Annotated in this window: 14 protein-coding genes; 1 reads left to right on the top strand and 13 read right to left on the bottom strand. The window is 42.6% G+C overall.

Annotated features, from left to right (window positions below; translation table 11 throughout):
* Nucleotides 1–921: an SDR family oxidoreductase gene (locus tag M1403_01195; protein MCL4397622.1), complete on the top strand. Its 921-nt coding sequence runs from the start codon at nucleotides 1–3 to the stop codon at nucleotides 919–921.
* On the opposite strand, the gene M1403_01200 is transcribed toward M1403_01195, so the two are convergent.
* From M1403_01200 to M1403_01260, 13 genes are read right to left on the bottom strand one after another with little or no spacing between them, the layout of a single operon-like run.
* The gene (locus M1403_01200) at nucleotides 881–1,912 is read right to left on the bottom strand and encodes a glycosyltransferase family 4 protein (GenBank protein MCL4397623.1); all 1,032 of its coding nucleotides are present in this window, start codon (nucleotides 1,910–1,912) and stop codon (nucleotides 881–883) included. The two genes, M1403_01195 and M1403_01200, sit on opposite strands and share 41 nt — an antisense overlap.
* Complete coding sequence (locus M1403_01205) at nucleotides 1,909–2,616, bottom strand: class I SAM-dependent methyltransferase (GenBank protein ID MCL4397624.1); 708 nt, start codon at nucleotides 2,614–2,616, stop codon at nucleotides 1,909–1,911. Before M1403_01205 ends, M1403_01200 begins: the two co-directional genes overlap by 4 nt.
* Nucleotides 2,613–3,383 (bottom strand): glycosyltransferase, encoded by a 771-nt coding sequence (locus M1403_01210; GenBank protein ID MCL4397625.1) that lies wholly within the window; start codon nucleotides 3,381–3,383, stop codon nucleotides 2,613–2,615. The genes M1403_01205 and M1403_01210 overlap by 4 nt, the downstream gene beginning before the upstream one ends.
* On the bottom strand, nucleotides 3,364–4,578 hold the full coding sequence (locus M1403_01215; GenBank protein ID MCL4397626.1) for an oligosaccharide flippase family protein: 1,215 nt from the start codon (nucleotides 4,576–4,578) through the stop codon (nucleotides 3,364–3,366). Before M1403_01215 ends, M1403_01210 begins: the two co-directional genes overlap by 20 nt.
* Nucleotides 4,559–5,869: a glycosyltransferase family 39 protein gene (locus M1403_01220; protein MCL4397627.1), complete on the bottom strand. Its 1,311-nt coding sequence runs from the start codon at nucleotides 5,867–5,869 to the stop codon at nucleotides 4,559–4,561. The genes M1403_01215 and M1403_01220 overlap by 20 nt, the downstream gene beginning before the upstream one ends.
* Nucleotides 5,835–7,244, bottom strand: a complete 1,410-nt coding sequence (locus M1403_01225; protein ID MCL4397628.1) for a glycosyltransferase family 39 protein — start codon at nucleotides 7,242–7,244, stop codon at nucleotides 5,835–5,837. Before M1403_01225 ends, M1403_01220 begins: the two co-directional genes overlap by 35 nt.
* Complete coding sequence (locus M1403_01230) at nucleotides 7,241–7,948, bottom strand: class I SAM-dependent methyltransferase (protein ID MCL4397629.1); 708 nt, start codon at nucleotides 7,946–7,948, stop codon at nucleotides 7,241–7,243. Before M1403_01230 ends, M1403_01225 begins: the two co-directional genes overlap by 4 nt.
* 4 nt (nucleotides 7,949–7,952) lie before the next feature.
* On the bottom strand, nucleotides 7,953–9,302 hold the full coding sequence (locus tag M1403_01235; protein ID MCL4397630.1) for a DUF2142 domain-containing protein: 1,350 nt from the start codon (nucleotides 9,300–9,302) through the stop codon (nucleotides 7,953–7,955).
* Nucleotides 9,283–10,410: a glycosyltransferase family 4 protein gene (locus M1403_01240; protein ID MCL4397631.1), complete on the bottom strand. Its 1,128-nt coding sequence runs from the start codon at nucleotides 10,408–10,410 to the stop codon at nucleotides 9,283–9,285. Before M1403_01240 ends, M1403_01235 begins: the two co-directional genes overlap by 20 nt.
* The gene (locus M1403_01245; GenBank protein MCL4397632.1) at nucleotides 10,407–11,546 is read right to left on the bottom strand and encodes a glycosyltransferase family 4 protein; all 1,140 of its coding nucleotides are present in this window, start codon (nucleotides 11,544–11,546) and stop codon (nucleotides 10,407–10,409) included. The genes M1403_01240 and M1403_01245 overlap by 4 nt, the downstream gene beginning before the upstream one ends.
* A gap of 9 nt (nucleotides 11,547–11,555) precedes the next feature.
* A complete protein-coding gene (wecB, locus tag M1403_01250; protein MCL4397633.1) occupies nucleotides 11,556–12,656 on the bottom strand; it encodes a UDP-N-acetylglucosamine 2-epimerase (non-hydrolyzing) in 1,101 nt (366 codons plus the stop codon).
* Nucleotides 12,653–13,717, bottom strand: a complete 1,065-nt coding sequence (locus M1403_01255; protein MCL4397634.1) for a polysaccharide biosynthesis protein — start codon at nucleotides 13,715–13,717, stop codon at nucleotides 12,653–12,655. The genes wecB and M1403_01255 overlap by 4 nt, the downstream gene beginning before the upstream one ends.
* Entirely contained in the window at nucleotides 13,714–14,619 is a 906-nt protein-coding gene (locus M1403_01260) for an SDR family oxidoreductase (protein MCL4397635.1), read from the bottom strand. Before M1403_01260 ends, M1403_01255 begins: the two co-directional genes overlap by 4 nt.
* Nucleotides 14,620–14,634: the final 15 nt, after the last annotated feature.

Consider the following 14,634-nt stretch of genomic DNA (forward strand, 5'->3'; position numbering starts at 1 on the left):
ATGAATTGTTTAGTCACCGGAGGAGCAGGATTCATTGGCAGTCATCTTGTTGACCGATTATTATCCGACGGTCATGAAGTTACAGTTATTGATAACTTCTCAACGGGCAGACCGGAAAACCTCGCCGGAAAAAAAGTTGAAATAATTAAGAGAAGCATTTGCGATAATCTGGATCAAATTTTCGAAAATGAGAAATTTGAGGTAGTTTTTCACCTGGCTGCTATTCCGCGGGTTCAGCTCTCCATAAATGACCCCGTCAATACCCACGAAACTAATATCAACGGCACTTTTAATCTTTTGCTCACCTGTCGGAAGTTTAATGTAAAGCGGTTTGTCTTTTCCTCCAGCTCATCAGTTTATGGTGACCAGGACCGTTTACCGCTTGTCGAAACAATGACCCCGAACCCAAGTTCACCTTATGCCTTGCATAAGCTTGTTGGCGAGCATTATTGCCGCTTGTTCCGGGAGCTTTATGGCCTGGAAACTATCAGTTTGCGTTATTTTAATGTCTATGGTCCCCGTCAGAATCCAGATGGCGGTTACGCTAATCTTATTCCCAAATTCTTCCGGATGCTCAAAGACGGCAACAGTCCCGTAATTAATGGCACCGGGAAACAAACCAGAGACTTTACCTATGTTGGTGATGTTGTCGAAGCCAACCTTCTGGCCGCAAACACAACAAACCCCGATTGTTTTGGCCAAACTTTTAATGTTGGTGCCGGAAAGAATTACTCTGTTAACGAAGTGGCCGAAATAATTATTAAACTGACAGGCTCAAAATCCAAGGTTAGCTATGGGCCAAAAGTGGTCGAGCCTCAGAACACTCTGGCAGATATCTCTAAATCAACAAAACTGCTTGGCTGGTCGCCAAAAACCAATTTTACCGAGGGGATGAAAATAGTCTTTCGTACTCTGAAATAATTTTCGGCCAGGAAAATCTTTCTGCTTCTCTCATAGCAACCGTTTTACCTGCAGCAAACTCCAGGGCCTTTGCATACTGATCGCTGTCCGTCGGGTCAACAAAAATTCCGGCATCACCTAAAATCCAGCGTGGCCGGGGCGCATCGGTCGCCACGCAAACTTTTCCCGCGGCCAAACTTTCCAGAAAAACCATCGGCGAATTCTCCTGAGGGCTCGATGGCAGAGTGATAATATCTGCGGCGGCATAGTAGCCCGGTATATCCTTATAATCTACAACCAAACTCAAAAACCGCTTCTTTCCCAACAGCTTCTCACCTGTTTCTTTAATTTCATCCAATAATTCTCCCTGGCCCAAATGCAACAAACTTCCTCTCTCCATTTTCGCGACGGCTTTTATGGCTAAATCAACTCTTTTGTAAGGTACAGCGGCAGCCGGACAAAGAATAATTGGTCGTTCCAGATCTAGCTTTACGGGTTTTGCTTTCCTAAAAGTTTCGCAATCGATACCATAGGGAATTGTTTCCACTCTTGTCCACGGACTGACTTTCTTAGCCCACTGGGCAGTCGGCTCTGTCGTGGCCACAAACACATCCGGCTTCAGCCACAAATTCCACCTTTCATCCCAATATGGCCCCGAGTGGCCGGTAATAAGAATTTTGCTTCTTAGAAAAAACTTACAAAGAATGACCTGCCAAAAACCGTTCAAGGGAATTATCCAATCGTATTTTTCTTTTTGCAATTGCGGCAATATCTGCTTGGTAAACTGAAGTACAGAAATAGCTGCCGGATCCAGGAACAGTCTCTTGCGTAGCATTAAAAAGAAATTATTTGGCTGCTGGTGTTCCGGCTGAGTAATTTTTACGGTCGTATCTCTGCCTGAAAAAAATCTGACTTCATATTTCCCGTCCAGGCGGCGGGCCAGTTCTTCTGTAAAGCTTTCCGCTCCCCGATTATTAATTCCGCTGTAAAGATTTAAAAATGCTATTTTCATAGTTTACCTTGAGCCCCGTCGAAGGGTTTTTCTGCCACGACAAACAGGTGCGGTCCCCAATATTTAAATATTCGGAAAACCTTCTGCCATGGTTTAGCATTTGGGAGTTCCATCTCCCAAAAAGAGTCGGCTTCAACTATTTTAAGTTTTTTATCCCGTAAAAAGCGAGCCACATCTCCCAGATATGGTTCTAACGTCGTGTCAAAATCACTTTCAAAGGTGTCCACGGTGTCAGTTTGCGGCTGAACCCGGTTCCAGCTTCGGTTAAATAATAGTTTCAATATTCGCGATCCCTTAAAATTTGGCGAGGCGCGATTCGGTGCGCCGTAGTTCGGCGCAAGAATTATTAATAATCCACCGGGCCGGAGAACCCTGACCATTTCCGCCAACAACTCTTTTGGTTTTTCCGTGTGCTCCAAAACAAAAAAACTGACTACCCGGTCGAAACAGTTGTCTTTATATGGCAGTTTTATTCCGTCAAACTTATCAAAACCAAACTTTTCGGCCAAATCACTGACATCGCAGCCCTTACGCTTGGTTGTTTTCCCGCCTAATTTTTTGAGCTTACTGCCGTCGCCGCAACCGACATCAAGGATTGCTTTAGCGTCTTTACAATACTCGACCGCCCTGAGAAAACCGGGGTGATCAAACTTTTCTCTCCGGGCGATTCTCTCGTAATACTTTTTGTCCGACCAGATTTTCATATTCGGAAACTCCTCTTAATATTTTTGGCAGGAGTAACTATACTCGCAGCGACTTCATACAGTACCGATCTTCTTGGGAAATCTAATTCTGCAAATACCTCGGGCAATTCTTGCGATTGAAAAACCAATCCTTTTTCCAACTTTTGAGAACGAATCCCGGCCACTTTCAGATTACTTGAGGATCGTTTCAAATGAGTAGCGTGCAGATACCAACTGTCAGAAAACTGCAATTTCTCGTCCCAACCATTTAGAGATTTCCCTTGATATTCATACATCTCTAAGGGATAAACTCCCCCAACAGTCAGGCCGGGAATGTTTCGGAAACCCCGCATATTAAAATTTCCCCTTCTCCCCTGAAATTGATATTTGCCCGCGTTTTCCGGAAGATAGTGATAGATGTCACCAACCGCATTGCGGCTCCGACAATAAACGGCAATCTTTTCCTTAGGCATTGTTTCCAGGTCATGAAGAAACTTTTTAATATTGGTACTAGACCAAACTTCGTCGCCGTCCAAAAGCATAAAAAAGTCGGTTTTTGTCCGGTCGATCATTTCCTGACGAAACGAGACCAACTTTTCCGGCGAAACCGGACCTTTTTCTTCGAAAAAAATTTTTTTATCGTGGATACTATTTATAATGTCCTTTGTCTTATCTGTGGAACCGGTATCATACAAAAGTATCTTATCAACTAAAGGAAGCACCGATTGAAGAGCAAATCCCACGAATTGGTCTTCGTTTCGAACCAGGCTATGAACGGTGACGGACATATTGCCAAACAACTAAATAATAGGAAAAGTTAAAAATCTGCCCCAAAATGTAAGCTGTTACCGCTCCCCAAATTCCAAATCGGGGTATTAGCCCGAAATAAAGTGCGATACTCACAATCAGCTGCATCGCCGAACCGGTCAGATGCCAAACCGATTTTCCTTTCTGGTACAAGACCACTGCAGTGAAAGGCCCGGAAAGAAAGAAAAAAACCATGCCGACCAGCATCCAATTAAAGGCCGGAATTGCTTCCAGATATTTATTGCCAAAAACCAGCGGAATAACGATTCCGGAAACAATAATCGTTGCCAACATTCCCAAACTGGCCAGAAAAGATATCAGAATATAATCCCTAAAAGCCTTCGTCTGTTGGGAAATTGTCGAAAGTTTTGGTGAAAAAACTCCCTCCAGAGCCGCGGCCACCTGGGCGAAAACCGAAAGGAGTTTTTGGGCCGAACTGTAAATACCCGTCACGGCAGCTCCGCCCAAAAGATAAAGTATGGGGATATCAATCTTTGCGGTTAGCGAGGCGATACCATAAGACAACGCCAACCAGCGGCAATAATTAACAACTTCTCTAAGGATTCGGCGGGCACTCGTAAAGTCTAGCAGCTGCCAGCGAAAGTTTATCCACAGTATAGCTATCCCCATAATAAAAGCGGCAGCGTTTGCCAGACTAAAAACTGTCAGGGCTGACACTGTCTTCAATAACCCTAAAACAACCAGATAATAGGTCAACGCCAATCGGATGGTATTGCCAAAAATGTTGACAAAGACATAGCTCATATATTTCTGTCTGGCCAAAAAACTCTGGGTAACCAAACTGACAAAAAGGAGCGAGACACCGACGGCCGCGCCGTAAATTTGCAGATGATCTCCCAAAACTATTGAAGCAACAAAAAAGACCGCTGTAATAATTACTCCGACGGCAATTCTCTGAAGCGTTGCCAGGGAAAAAATAGCCGGAAACCGCTCCTGCGCCCCGAACTTTACTAAAGCGCTGCCCAGCCCCAGATCTCCCAGTTCTGAAGCCAGGAGCCCCAGGCCAAGCAGATAGGAAAAATAACCAAAGCCCGAAAGCCCCAAAATCCGGGCGACCAGAATATAGAAAACAAACCCCAGGAGGGAGTTAAAAACCGTCCCCGCGCTTAAACCGGCACTTTGAAAAAAATTCTGTCTATTGGTTAACCGCCACATAATCAGCCTCTATTTTAGCGCCGCCAGGGTTAATTATTCTAATATTAACTCCCGGGTCATGAGAAAAATAATAGCGCACAAATTCCCCGACACCATAGTTTTCTGTAGCAACCACAATTTTTTTACCAGCTGCCAAAATCCTGATCGCTTCTATTTGTTTTGCTGCTTTTAGCCCTGAAGGCCAACCGGTAAAGAATTGCCACTGCTCCACAGCCGGTAGCGGCGCTGTTGCCGGCGATACCTCTATTTGCATAAACAGAATTAACGGCTGAATTAAAAAAGCAACCAGGATCACTAAACGCAACATTCCCAATTTTAGACTACCGATTAAATAAGCATCCAACAGAAACCCTGGTACCAATAAAATTAGTAAATACCGAGGGAAAAAAATCTTTGCCAAAAAAGCTTCAGCCAGCAGTGGCAGAAAAAAAGTTATCGCCAAAAATGCCGCCGATTTGTTTTTGTGAACCAGGTTATAAACCCCGGCGATTAAAACGCCAACCAGTGGCAGCACCCCTAAATAAACAGCCAGCCAATCTTTCAAACTCATTTTTAAATTAGTCAGGAGTACCTCCCGAATGTGTTTGGCGGCAAAAAACGGCGAATAAACAAAGGTCTGGTTTTTATCGGCAATGGCCGCAAAGCCGGGAGCAAACAAAATTGGCAAATATATCGCTCCTGCAATGATAATAACTAGCAATAGTAATTTATTCTTTTTAATTATCAGCATTGTCAGCGGCACCAAAAAAACAAACATCTGGGCAATCGTCTTGGTGACCAGGGCCAGCCCGTAAAAAACACCGGATATCAGCACCCACCGAAGACTCTTTAGCCTTGATGCCTTTACTAAACCAAAAAGAAATCCGGTCAAAAGAAAAACCAGAAGCCCGTCCAGAAGGCTGAGTCGGTTATAAACCAGGGCAAACGGTGAAAAGACATAAAATAGCATCGCGATTTGACCGGTCCTCTGATCAAACAATTCTTTTCCTAAAAAATAGACCAGCGTTGCTGTCCCCAGTCCCGCCAGAAGCGACATAACTCTTCCGGCCAGAATCGGGTCGGGTAATCTGGAAAGGGCAGTCAGCAGCCAGAAAAACAGCGGTTCTTTCCCGTCAGCAAAAGAAATCCAGAGCGGGTTACTTATCCCTTCCCGAACCAAACGAAGATAATAAACCTCATCGGTAAAAAGCGGCCAGGAAACCAGTCCCCAAGCTCGTGTTATCAAATAAATGACAACCAGAGTCAGAAAAAACCAGTTAGGTTTTATTTGCTTTAAGATCAATTTTCCCATCTTTAATTATGAAATTAACCTCATAAAAAGGTGCAGATTTCGGTAATCGATCAGTGTACAGCCAGGATAAATATAAGTCCATATAAGATTTTACCGGCTCATGGCCCAAATAGGTAAAAAGATAGCGAAAACCATACGGTTGACAATGGCCCAGACAGGTAACATCAAAAGAAAACGGCTGATTACCCACGACCTGAATAGCTTTTTGCACCGCCTGCAACTTTTCCGGATAGGATTCGCTGTGATAGGCGGCCAGCATTTTTGTCATATTAAGCCAGAGAAAAATCCCGATTAAGACTACACCAAACATTTTCCCGAGGTTGTTTTGCCAAATCCGATCAAAGCTGGTCCCGGCAAGAAAAAACAAAGGAATTGCTATCGGAGTGTAATAATAGCCGGAAATTGGGCTGCGGAAAATCAACAATCCTAAAACCGTCGCCCCAACTTGCAACCACAACAGCTGGTATGCCCGATCTTTCTTCGCCAATTTTAACGAAACTATCACCAGGAAAAGCATCAATACTGAAACAATTTGCATCTGTCCTCGGTCCAGAGTATTGTCTCCCAAAGTAAGCTGACTACTAACATCATTGTTATCCTGATAAGCAAACAACTTTCCGGAAGTATTTAATAATTCTGTCGTTACCGCTACTGTCCTATTAGGAAAAGTTTGAGTATTGGCTTTTGGGGCCGTAAAGTATGTCGCCAAGGCTCGCAGTTCCAAAAAATTGTGCCGGGCTTCAAAAAGAAAAACCGGAGAAAAAGACAGGAGAAAAATTATTGCCGCCAAAACCGTAGTTTTAATATTCAATTTTTGGTAGCCCATTACCAAGGCCAAAACCGCAAATAAGAAAAGCGACATCCCTGTTCCGTGAGCGCTGACGGCTAAGGCCAAAGTTAGTGCCAGGAGTATTAATTTTCGTTTATAGACGAAATAGAACACTAGTAAACTTAAAATTGGGGTAAGCGAGGCATTCCAATAATGCCGGTCCCACAGGCTCATCAGCATCGAGCCGGAATATAATATGGCGGCAAAAAAAGCCGCCCGTTCGCCAAACATTTTTTTGCCCAGGAAATATACCAATAGAGCTGTAATCGCTCCCAAAGATGAAACAAAAATTCCAAAAACCACTGGATCCCCCCGGCCGATAAAAGCCACGATCGCCATTAAATAGACAAACCAGGGCGTGGTGTAAATCCCGGTGTCGGCCATACTGCCGCCGATCAGGGGAAAATGATAACCGGTGGCAATGTTAAGCGGGATGTAACTCCAATATTCTTCATCCATTGTCCAATGCAAAAGCTGCGGCAAATGATAGAAGCGCATGAAAACCGCCAAAACCAAAATAGTCAGCAAAAAAATTTTAGTCTTCACTTTTTGGCCACGATTAATATCGACACTCCAAACGGCATGTTGATAAAACGCAGGAGAAACCTTTCGACAGCCGCGGCAAAGAGAAGAAAATTATTAACTGCCGGCGGCAGCTCCACAAAATCCGACTCCTGGCGGCCGCCCAGCCGGCTTTTAATTAAACGGATAATAAAAGCCGGGGAATGGGGACAAAAAAAATAGGTTGCCTTTTCCACCCGCAGACCACTGTTAGCCACGAGCTTTCGCGCCTGCCCCAGAGTGTAGCGGCGTTTGTGGCCAAGCATTTCGTCCCAATAGGTCCACAAAAACTGATAGGCCGGGACAGTGAGAATTAATCTGCCGCCGTCTTGCAGGAGTTCGTATATGCCGGAAAGCAACTTGTCGTCATGCTCCACATGTTCCAAAACATCCAAACATAAGACAGTATCAAAAGTTCCCGCAGGATAGGGCAGGGGTTTTTCAAAGTCCGCGGCTTTAACTTTTTCCAGTCCCCGCTTTCGGCAAAACACCAAAGCCTCTCTTGAACCGTCCAGCCCATACGCGTCATACCCGGATTCTTTCAGTTCTGATAGCATTGACCCGGTCCCGCAGCCGACATCCAGAATCTTTTTCCCTTGCAAAAACCTTTTAACTAGTTGCCTTTTGGCGACATGCCACCAGTAAGTTTTCTCCTGGCGGTACATCTCCGGATAAAGGTCTTCCCTCATTTTATTAGTGATAAATATTAAAGACTAACTGCATTGCAATAACATTTAAAGCCACCATGGCTGTGGCCGAAAGAATTGCCCCAATTTTTTTCCAGCGCCCGAAAAGAGCTGTGATACCTGCCAAAAGGAGGGCCATCTGGGGAATGATATTGGGAAAAAGATATCTTCCCTGAAGCCCCAGGGAGAATCCGGTTGACTGCATCAGCCGCCAGTCCCAAAAGACCAGATAAATAAGATAGAAGGCGGAAGAAAGAAGAAAAAAAATTAACGCCTTTAACTCAAAAGTAATTTTCCAGTTTTTAGCTGCTAACAATATTTTTATCACTAATCCAAGTGCGGCCAGAACTGCCACCCGGGTGATTATTTTCATAACCATCGGCGGCAAGGTAACTCCCAGCCATTTGAAAACTCCCCAATACCACGGCCACATTTCAAACGCCAGTTTTCCAACTCGGAAATGCAAATAATCCAAAAAGCTAATTGCTCCGGCGGGACCAACCCCGGGCATGTAAGGGATTGGTATACGCAAAAGAAAAGCCGCAATCGGCGAAAGCAGGACTCCCGCCGCCAATATGATTCCCAAAAGCTTTCTTTTGAAAAAGAGATAGACAAAAACCGCCACCGCAACGGGCAGGAAAAAAATCATAAACTGTTTCGTCTGCATTCCCAAGAACAAGGTGGCGGCTGATACCACTGCCAGTTTCCAGGAAAACCCCTTCTTTAAGGCAAAAAGCAAAATCAGTATTCCCAGAGAATATAAAAGATTAAGCAGATTATCTGGATGGATGCCGGCTGAAACATAGGAAATCATCGGCTGAAAGGAGACTATTATTCCCAGGGAAAAAGCGAAAAGATTATCTTCCCAGATCAGTTTTCCGATTTTGAAAGCGACTGCCGCCAAAAGCAAATTTAAAATTACCGGTAGGATTCTGGCGGCCATTACCCGGTTGACAAGATTTTGAGAATAGACAGCGTTATAAAAAGGCACCGAAAGGTCATAATAAAGCGGTGGATAGACGGCAGCTTCCTGACCGACATAAGTAGTCCTGGCCACGATAGGCATAACCGGAACGGGAGAATTGTTTTTATATTCCGGATGGTAGGTATACTTATTATTTCCCCGCTCATCCCGGCGCGTCCCCAGAATATCTTCGGCAGTCGCTTCCTCTAACGAAAGATTATTTACCGGATCGATTTGAGTGGTCTTCTTTTCCGCGTACCACTGCAACTGAGCAAAATGTGCCTGTTCATCCGGGGTCTGAAAAATCGGCACCAGATTTATCCAAAGCAGGCTTTTAAGTAAAACTGCCGCCAGCAATAAAACCAAAAAATAATTACTCCGCAGCCACTTCATATAACAATTTCTTCAATTTTGTCAGATTATTATCCCATGTATAGCTTCTCTTTGTCAGGGCCAGGGCGTGATTGGCCAGTTCCCGGCGTTGGCGGGTGTCAGACAAGATCTTCTCCAGTACCCGGGCTAGTTCGTCCGTATTGTTCGGCGTCACCAATAGTCCGGTTTCGCCATCTTTAACAACCTCACTTGTGCCGGCAATATTAGAAGCCACGACCACGGTTTTAGAGGCAAAAGACTCCAATGCCACATGCGGCAACCCTTCATAATCTGAAAAAAGGACTAAGATCTCAGATTTGTCTATCACCTCATGGCTTTGATCCGGCAAAACATCTCCTAGAAAACAAATTCTCGCCGACAGCCCAAATTTTTTAACCAGACTTTCCAGTCTTTGTCTTTCTTCCCCGTCACCGACGATTTTCAGGGAGAACTTTACCTCTTTTTTGACTAATTTATTAGCGGCTTCAATGATCAGGTCAACATTTTTCCATGGCGCCAGACGACCCACCACCACAATCTGCTCGGCAACTTTTTGAGGTTGGCTAGAAAGTATTTCTACGGAATTGGGAATTACCAGGAGTTGTTTAGCGGGGACTTGATAGTACTTTTCCAGTAATCTTGCCAGATAGAAAGCCGGAGTGATGACTTTGTCGCTTCGTCGCAAAACCAGTTTAGTAATTTTATACAAAAGACCCTGATGTTTCTGCTCGGTCTGTAAAAACATCTCTAAAGTCGAACTTACCAAAATTTTCCCCCGGCGCCGGCCCTCTTCCCAGGCGGGATCACCAACATACTTGGTAATTATTTTCTTCCCCAGAATTTTTCCGGCCGTCAAGGCTACCAAACCAACCACTGCCGGTTCCTGGATATAAATTAAATCCGCCCAAAGTCCCTGTCGCAAGCAGGCAAAAAACAAATTCAGCTGTCTTGTCAGGGTATTTCCGGATTTAGAAATAATCGTCGCCCTGTTGTCGGAAACAGACTTGGCCCCAAAACTGATTACCCGAACATCAAATTCGGGGATTAAACGGTTTAGAAGTTCCCGGCTATATGTTGCCGGCCCGCCAATCTCAGGAGAGTAAATTGGAGAGACAATCAGCAGCTTCATTCTTTAAAGAGTCCGATAAAAAGGCTGGCCGCTTTTTCTAAATCGTACTTTTGGACTTGTTTTGTTCCTTCATAAATAAGTTCCTGCCTTCTTTGCAAACTCTTTAACAATTGTACGGCAAAACTGGAAAAAGTTTTCAGATCTCCCGGCTCGGCAACATATTTTTTTTGTTTTGGTGTCAGTATATCCCGAACTCCGCCGACATTAAAAGCCACAAACGGCACTTTCATGGCCATGGATTCCAGAAGAACCCGGGGAAAGCCCTCCTGTCGTGACGGCATGATTAAAAGATCCGCCAAGGAAAAGTACTTAGAGATTTCCTTATTGGGAATTGCCCCCAAAACCCGAACCGACTTTTTTTGACCGGCTAATTCCGTCTTAAGTTTTTTTTCATCAGGTCCCCCGCCGATAATAACAAACCGTGCCTCCGGCACTTCGGAGATAACATTTTGTATTAATTCCGGCAGGTACCCTGTTCCTTTTCTGGGTACCAGCCGATGAACAAATAGAACCACCTTATCTTCGGGAAGAAACTTTAGCTTTCGTCTTAATCTTATTTGTTCAGTCTTACTTATTGTCATAAAACGCTGCAAATTAACCCAGTTCGGCAAAATTTTTATCTTATCGTGAGGAACTCCAAAAGTTTTTTCATAAAAATCACCCACTGTTTCCGTTCCGGTGACCAGATAGTTTACCAGCCGCAAAGTCAATAGCATTGGCCAATGATCAGTTAGCCGTCTTCTTAAACCAGTAAAATCGTTGGTCAAATGAGCATGGTAGTTCTCAAAAGTTTCACAGTGCCAAAAATAAACTTTCCCACCGGTCGGTCGAAAGATCAGACTGGCAATAATCGCGCTCCAGTAAGAATAATGTACATAGGCAGTTCTATATCCTTGTGATCGAAATCCGAGAAAAATAAAAAATCTTTCTAATAGACCAAATGGCGGCAGAGTAAGCTGCTGTCTATAAATTTTTACTTTTTGCTCTAAAAAACCCGGGTTTTCACCTTTTTCGATAAACAAGGCGATTTTGACAATATTAGAGTTTCTCTCAAGCAATTCGGACAAGTTATAATAATGAGATGATGAATTGCTGGAATATTCCGGCAAAATGTAGAGAAGTTTTCCTTTGTTCATCAGGTCCTGTTAAAATTGCTGAATGTTTTCCCGATACCCTAAAAGAACTTTAGCAACTTTATTACTCCAGTTTGGAACCAAGTACTCTTCTGGAATTGTCCAGTTAACCCTTTGACTTAATACTGTTTCGACACTAAGTAATACTGAATCCGCATTTGCTCCCGAAAGGATATTACTTCCCGCCTCAATTGCTTCCGGTCGTTCGTTTGTATCACGTAATGCGACGTTAGGAACACCAAATAATGTACATTCCTCTGGTTCGGTTCCGCTATCACTCAAGACACAGTAAGCATTCTTTTCCAATTTAACAAAGTCAAAAAAACCCATTGCCTCAACAATCGTAATACCTTTATCGAGTTTAATCCCGGATGTTAATTTAGACAACTTATCCTTAGTCCTAGGATGGACACTCCAAACAAACGGAAGTCTGTATCTTCTTACGATCGAATTAAATGCTGAAACAAAGTTTGCGAGCCGTTTTAAATCGTTAGTATTCTCAGTTCTATGCAGAGTAGCAAGAAAATATTTTTTTTCTTTTACCTGCAACTCTTCAAGTTTTTGACTTGAGTTTATTTTCTCTGCATAGCGATCAAGAACTTCTTTAATAGGATTACCAACCACATATATGCGACTCGCGTGGTAACCTTCGTGAATCAAAAGATCTCTAGCCCTCTCGGTATTCGCCATGAGAAGAGCACTGCAAGTATCAATAATTCTTCTATTCGACTCCTCAGGTACGCGGTCATCAAAGCATCGGTTACCTGCTTCCAAGTGAAAAACTGGAATTCCCATCTTTTTAGCCACTATTGCAGATAGACCGCTATTAGTATCTCCGAAAATCACAATGCGGTCAGGCCTGAATGAGTTAATTACTTTTTCTGCTCCAACCATAATTTTGCCTATACTCTTAAATGGACTACTTGATTGTGATTCGAAAGAATAATCGGGAGCTCGTAATCCTAATTCCTTAAAAAAAATATCTTTTAGGTTCGCGGTGTAGTTTTGCCCAGTATGGAGGATTTTGTGATCACACAATTGGTCCAAAAGGGGCATTAATACACTTAGCTTAATAATTTCAGGCCTAGTTCCAATAATAGTTAAAATCTTCATCTTAACAATTCGCCCTCATATTTTAATTCCTTATCAAGAAGTAAATCATTTTTGCTGAGAAGTTCTCGGGTGTTCGACAGGGACATAATATTGTCAGTAGAACTATAGGATTTTTTAATTGGTTGACCGTCTTTGTGATGATTAGGAAAATGAGAAAGAACTGGTTTAATAACGTAATAATCTCCGCGTTTATAAGTACGATGAGATTCTTCTTCTGAAACAAGCTCCTCGTAAATCTTCTCACCGGGTCTTATTCCAGTATAAGAAATGCTAATCTTTTTATTACCAATTAATGCCTTAGCTACATTATTAATATTTGAAGAAGGAATGATCGGAATATATATTTCACCAGGAAGGGCAGAGCCTAAAGCAGCAAGAATTGTATCTACTGCCTTTTCTAGAGTGAGCAAAAATCGAGTCATATCCTTAGTGGTAACTGTCACTGGCCCCCCATTCTTAATCTGATCATGAAAAAGAGGGATTACCGAACCCCGGGAAGCAAGGACATTCCCATAGCGCACACAAATGAACCTTGTATAAGGCAAATTTAGATTTGCAGTAATGAATAACCTTTCTTGTAAAGCTTTTGTCATACCCATAACGTTGACAGGGCGACAAGCCTTATCTGTTGAAACTCCTACTACTGCACTAATTTTCAGCCCACCCTCCTCAATAGCGCGAATTATGTTTTGTGGACCCAAGATGTTAGTCTGAACGGCCTCAAAGGGAAAGTACTCGCAGGAAGGAACTTGTTTTAAAGCAGCTGCATTAATTACAATGTCGGCATCTCGTAATACAGATCGGACAGAATGATAATCTCTTATATCTCCAATGCGGAAATCGAGGATTCTCTGATAGTCATCGTAGATAATTTCTTCGGTCGCGTTCCTTTTCTTGAGGTATTCCAGACGCATATAATATTGTTTGGCCTCATCTCTTGAAAAGATTATAATTTTTTTTGGACGGCCGTGATTTCCAGTAAGTAAACGTTTAGTCAAAACCTTCCCCAATGATCCAGTTCCACCTGTAATTACAATAGTTTTATTTTCAAAAAGAATCATGCTGATATTGATTTCTTTTTAAGCAAGTTAATATTTTGGACATACATATCCTCGATCATTTTGGGCCAATCCGGAGGAATATATTTGCTTAATTTTCTGAACTTGTCTGAATTTAATGATCTATCACAGATAAAATTATCATCGATCTCAATTCTAGTAGATTTATTATATCTTTTTGCTATTAATTGCAAGAGATCAAATTTAGAAATTGGTTTTGACGAAATATTATAAATGCCTGTAAGCTCGTCATTTGGAATTATATATTTACTAAAAACTTTGGTAAGTTCGATTAATGTCAATCCACTATAAATAGCTCTTCGAAATCCTTTAACTGTAACCCGCTGTGACAGAAACCATTCCAATAGTTCGTATTTAGTTCCTAGTTCATGGCCGATATATGAAGATCTGATTGTCAAAGAATGCGAATTAGCGACTTCGCCCAGCCCTTTTGTTTTACCATACATATCTAATGCATCTGGAGTATCATTATCGTCATAATTTCCCTTCCGTCCGCTAAATACGCAGTCTGTGCTTAGATGAATTAATCTAGCATTATTCTTTTTACAAATACCTGATAACAGATGTGGGAAAAGCGCATTAACATAAATGGCTTGTTCAGGCACTTGGCATTCTGGTAATTGTTTAATTATTCCAATGCAGTTAATCACTTCTTGTGGTCGTAGTTGATAAATTATATTTTCAAACTTTTTGATGTTCCATGCGTTTAATTCATCAAGTATGTGCTCACGCTCTTTAGCGTTGAATATCTGTTTTGTCTTAATCGAGCTTCTCGAGGTTCCCCAAACTTCATAACCTTTAGTGCTAGATAAGCCGAGAAAGAGAAGGCGACCAATTTTCCCCGTTGCGCCCAGCACTAGAATCCTCTTTTTTGTCATAATCATTAAAAAAATTTAAAT

The sequence above is a fragment of the Patescibacteria group bacterium genome, assembly GCA_023380635.1.
GTDB lineage: Bacteria > Patescibacteriota > Microgenomatia > JAMCZE01 > JAMCZE01 > JAMCRP01.

What these genes read in the sequence shown, in the direction of transcription:
- M1403_01255 (MCL4397634.1), bottom strand. Translation starts at nt 13,717, where the DNA reads ATGATTCTTTTTGAAAATAAAACTATTGTAATTACAGGTGGAACTGGA.
- M1403_01230 (MCL4397629.1), bottom strand. Translation starts at nt 7,948, where the DNA reads ATGAGGGAAGACCTTTATCCGGAGATGTACCGCCAGGAGAAAACTTAC.
- M1403_01200 (MCL4397623.1), bottom strand. Translation starts at nt 1,912, where the DNA reads ATGAAAATAGCATTTTTAAATCTTTACAGCGGAATTAATAATCGGGGA.
- M1403_01205 (MCL4397624.1), bottom strand. Translation starts at nt 2,616, where the DNA reads ATGAAAATCTGGTCGGACAAAAAGTATTACGAGAGAATCGCCCGGAGA.
- M1403_01260 (MCL4397635.1), bottom strand. Translation starts at nt 14,619, where the DNA reads ATGATTATGACAAAAAAGAGGATTCTAGTGCTGGGCGCAACGGGGAAA.
- M1403_01195 (MCL4397622.1), top strand. Translation starts at nt 1, where the DNA reads ATGAATTGTTTAGTCACCGGAGGAGCAGGATTCATTGGCAGTCATCTT.
- M1403_01220 (MCL4397627.1), bottom strand. Translation starts at nt 5,869, where the DNA reads ATGGGAAAATTGATCTTAAAGCAAATAAAACCTAACTGGTTTTTTCTG.
- wecB (MCL4397633.1), bottom strand. Translation starts at nt 12,656, where the DNA reads ATGAAGATTTTAACTATTATTGGAACTAGGCCTGAAATTATTAAGCTA.
- M1403_01235 (MCL4397630.1), bottom strand. Translation starts at nt 9,302, where the DNA reads ATGAAGTGGCTGCGGAGTAATTATTTTTTGGTTTTATTGCTGGCGGCA.
- M1403_01245 (MCL4397632.1), bottom strand. Translation starts at nt 11,546, where the DNA reads ATGAACAAAGGAAAACTTCTCTACATTTTGCCGGAATATTCCAGCAAT.
- M1403_01210 (MCL4397625.1), bottom strand. Translation starts at nt 3,383, where the DNA reads ATGTCCGTCACCGTTCATAGCCTGGTTCGAAACGAAGACCAATTCGTG.
- M1403_01240 (MCL4397631.1), bottom strand. Translation starts at nt 10,410, where the DNA reads ATGAAGCTGCTGATTGTCTCTCCAATTTACTCTCCTGAGATTGGCGGG.
- M1403_01215 (MCL4397626.1), bottom strand. Translation starts at nt 4,578, where the DNA reads ATGTGGCGGTTAACCAATAGACAGAATTTTTTTCAAAGTGCCGGTTTA.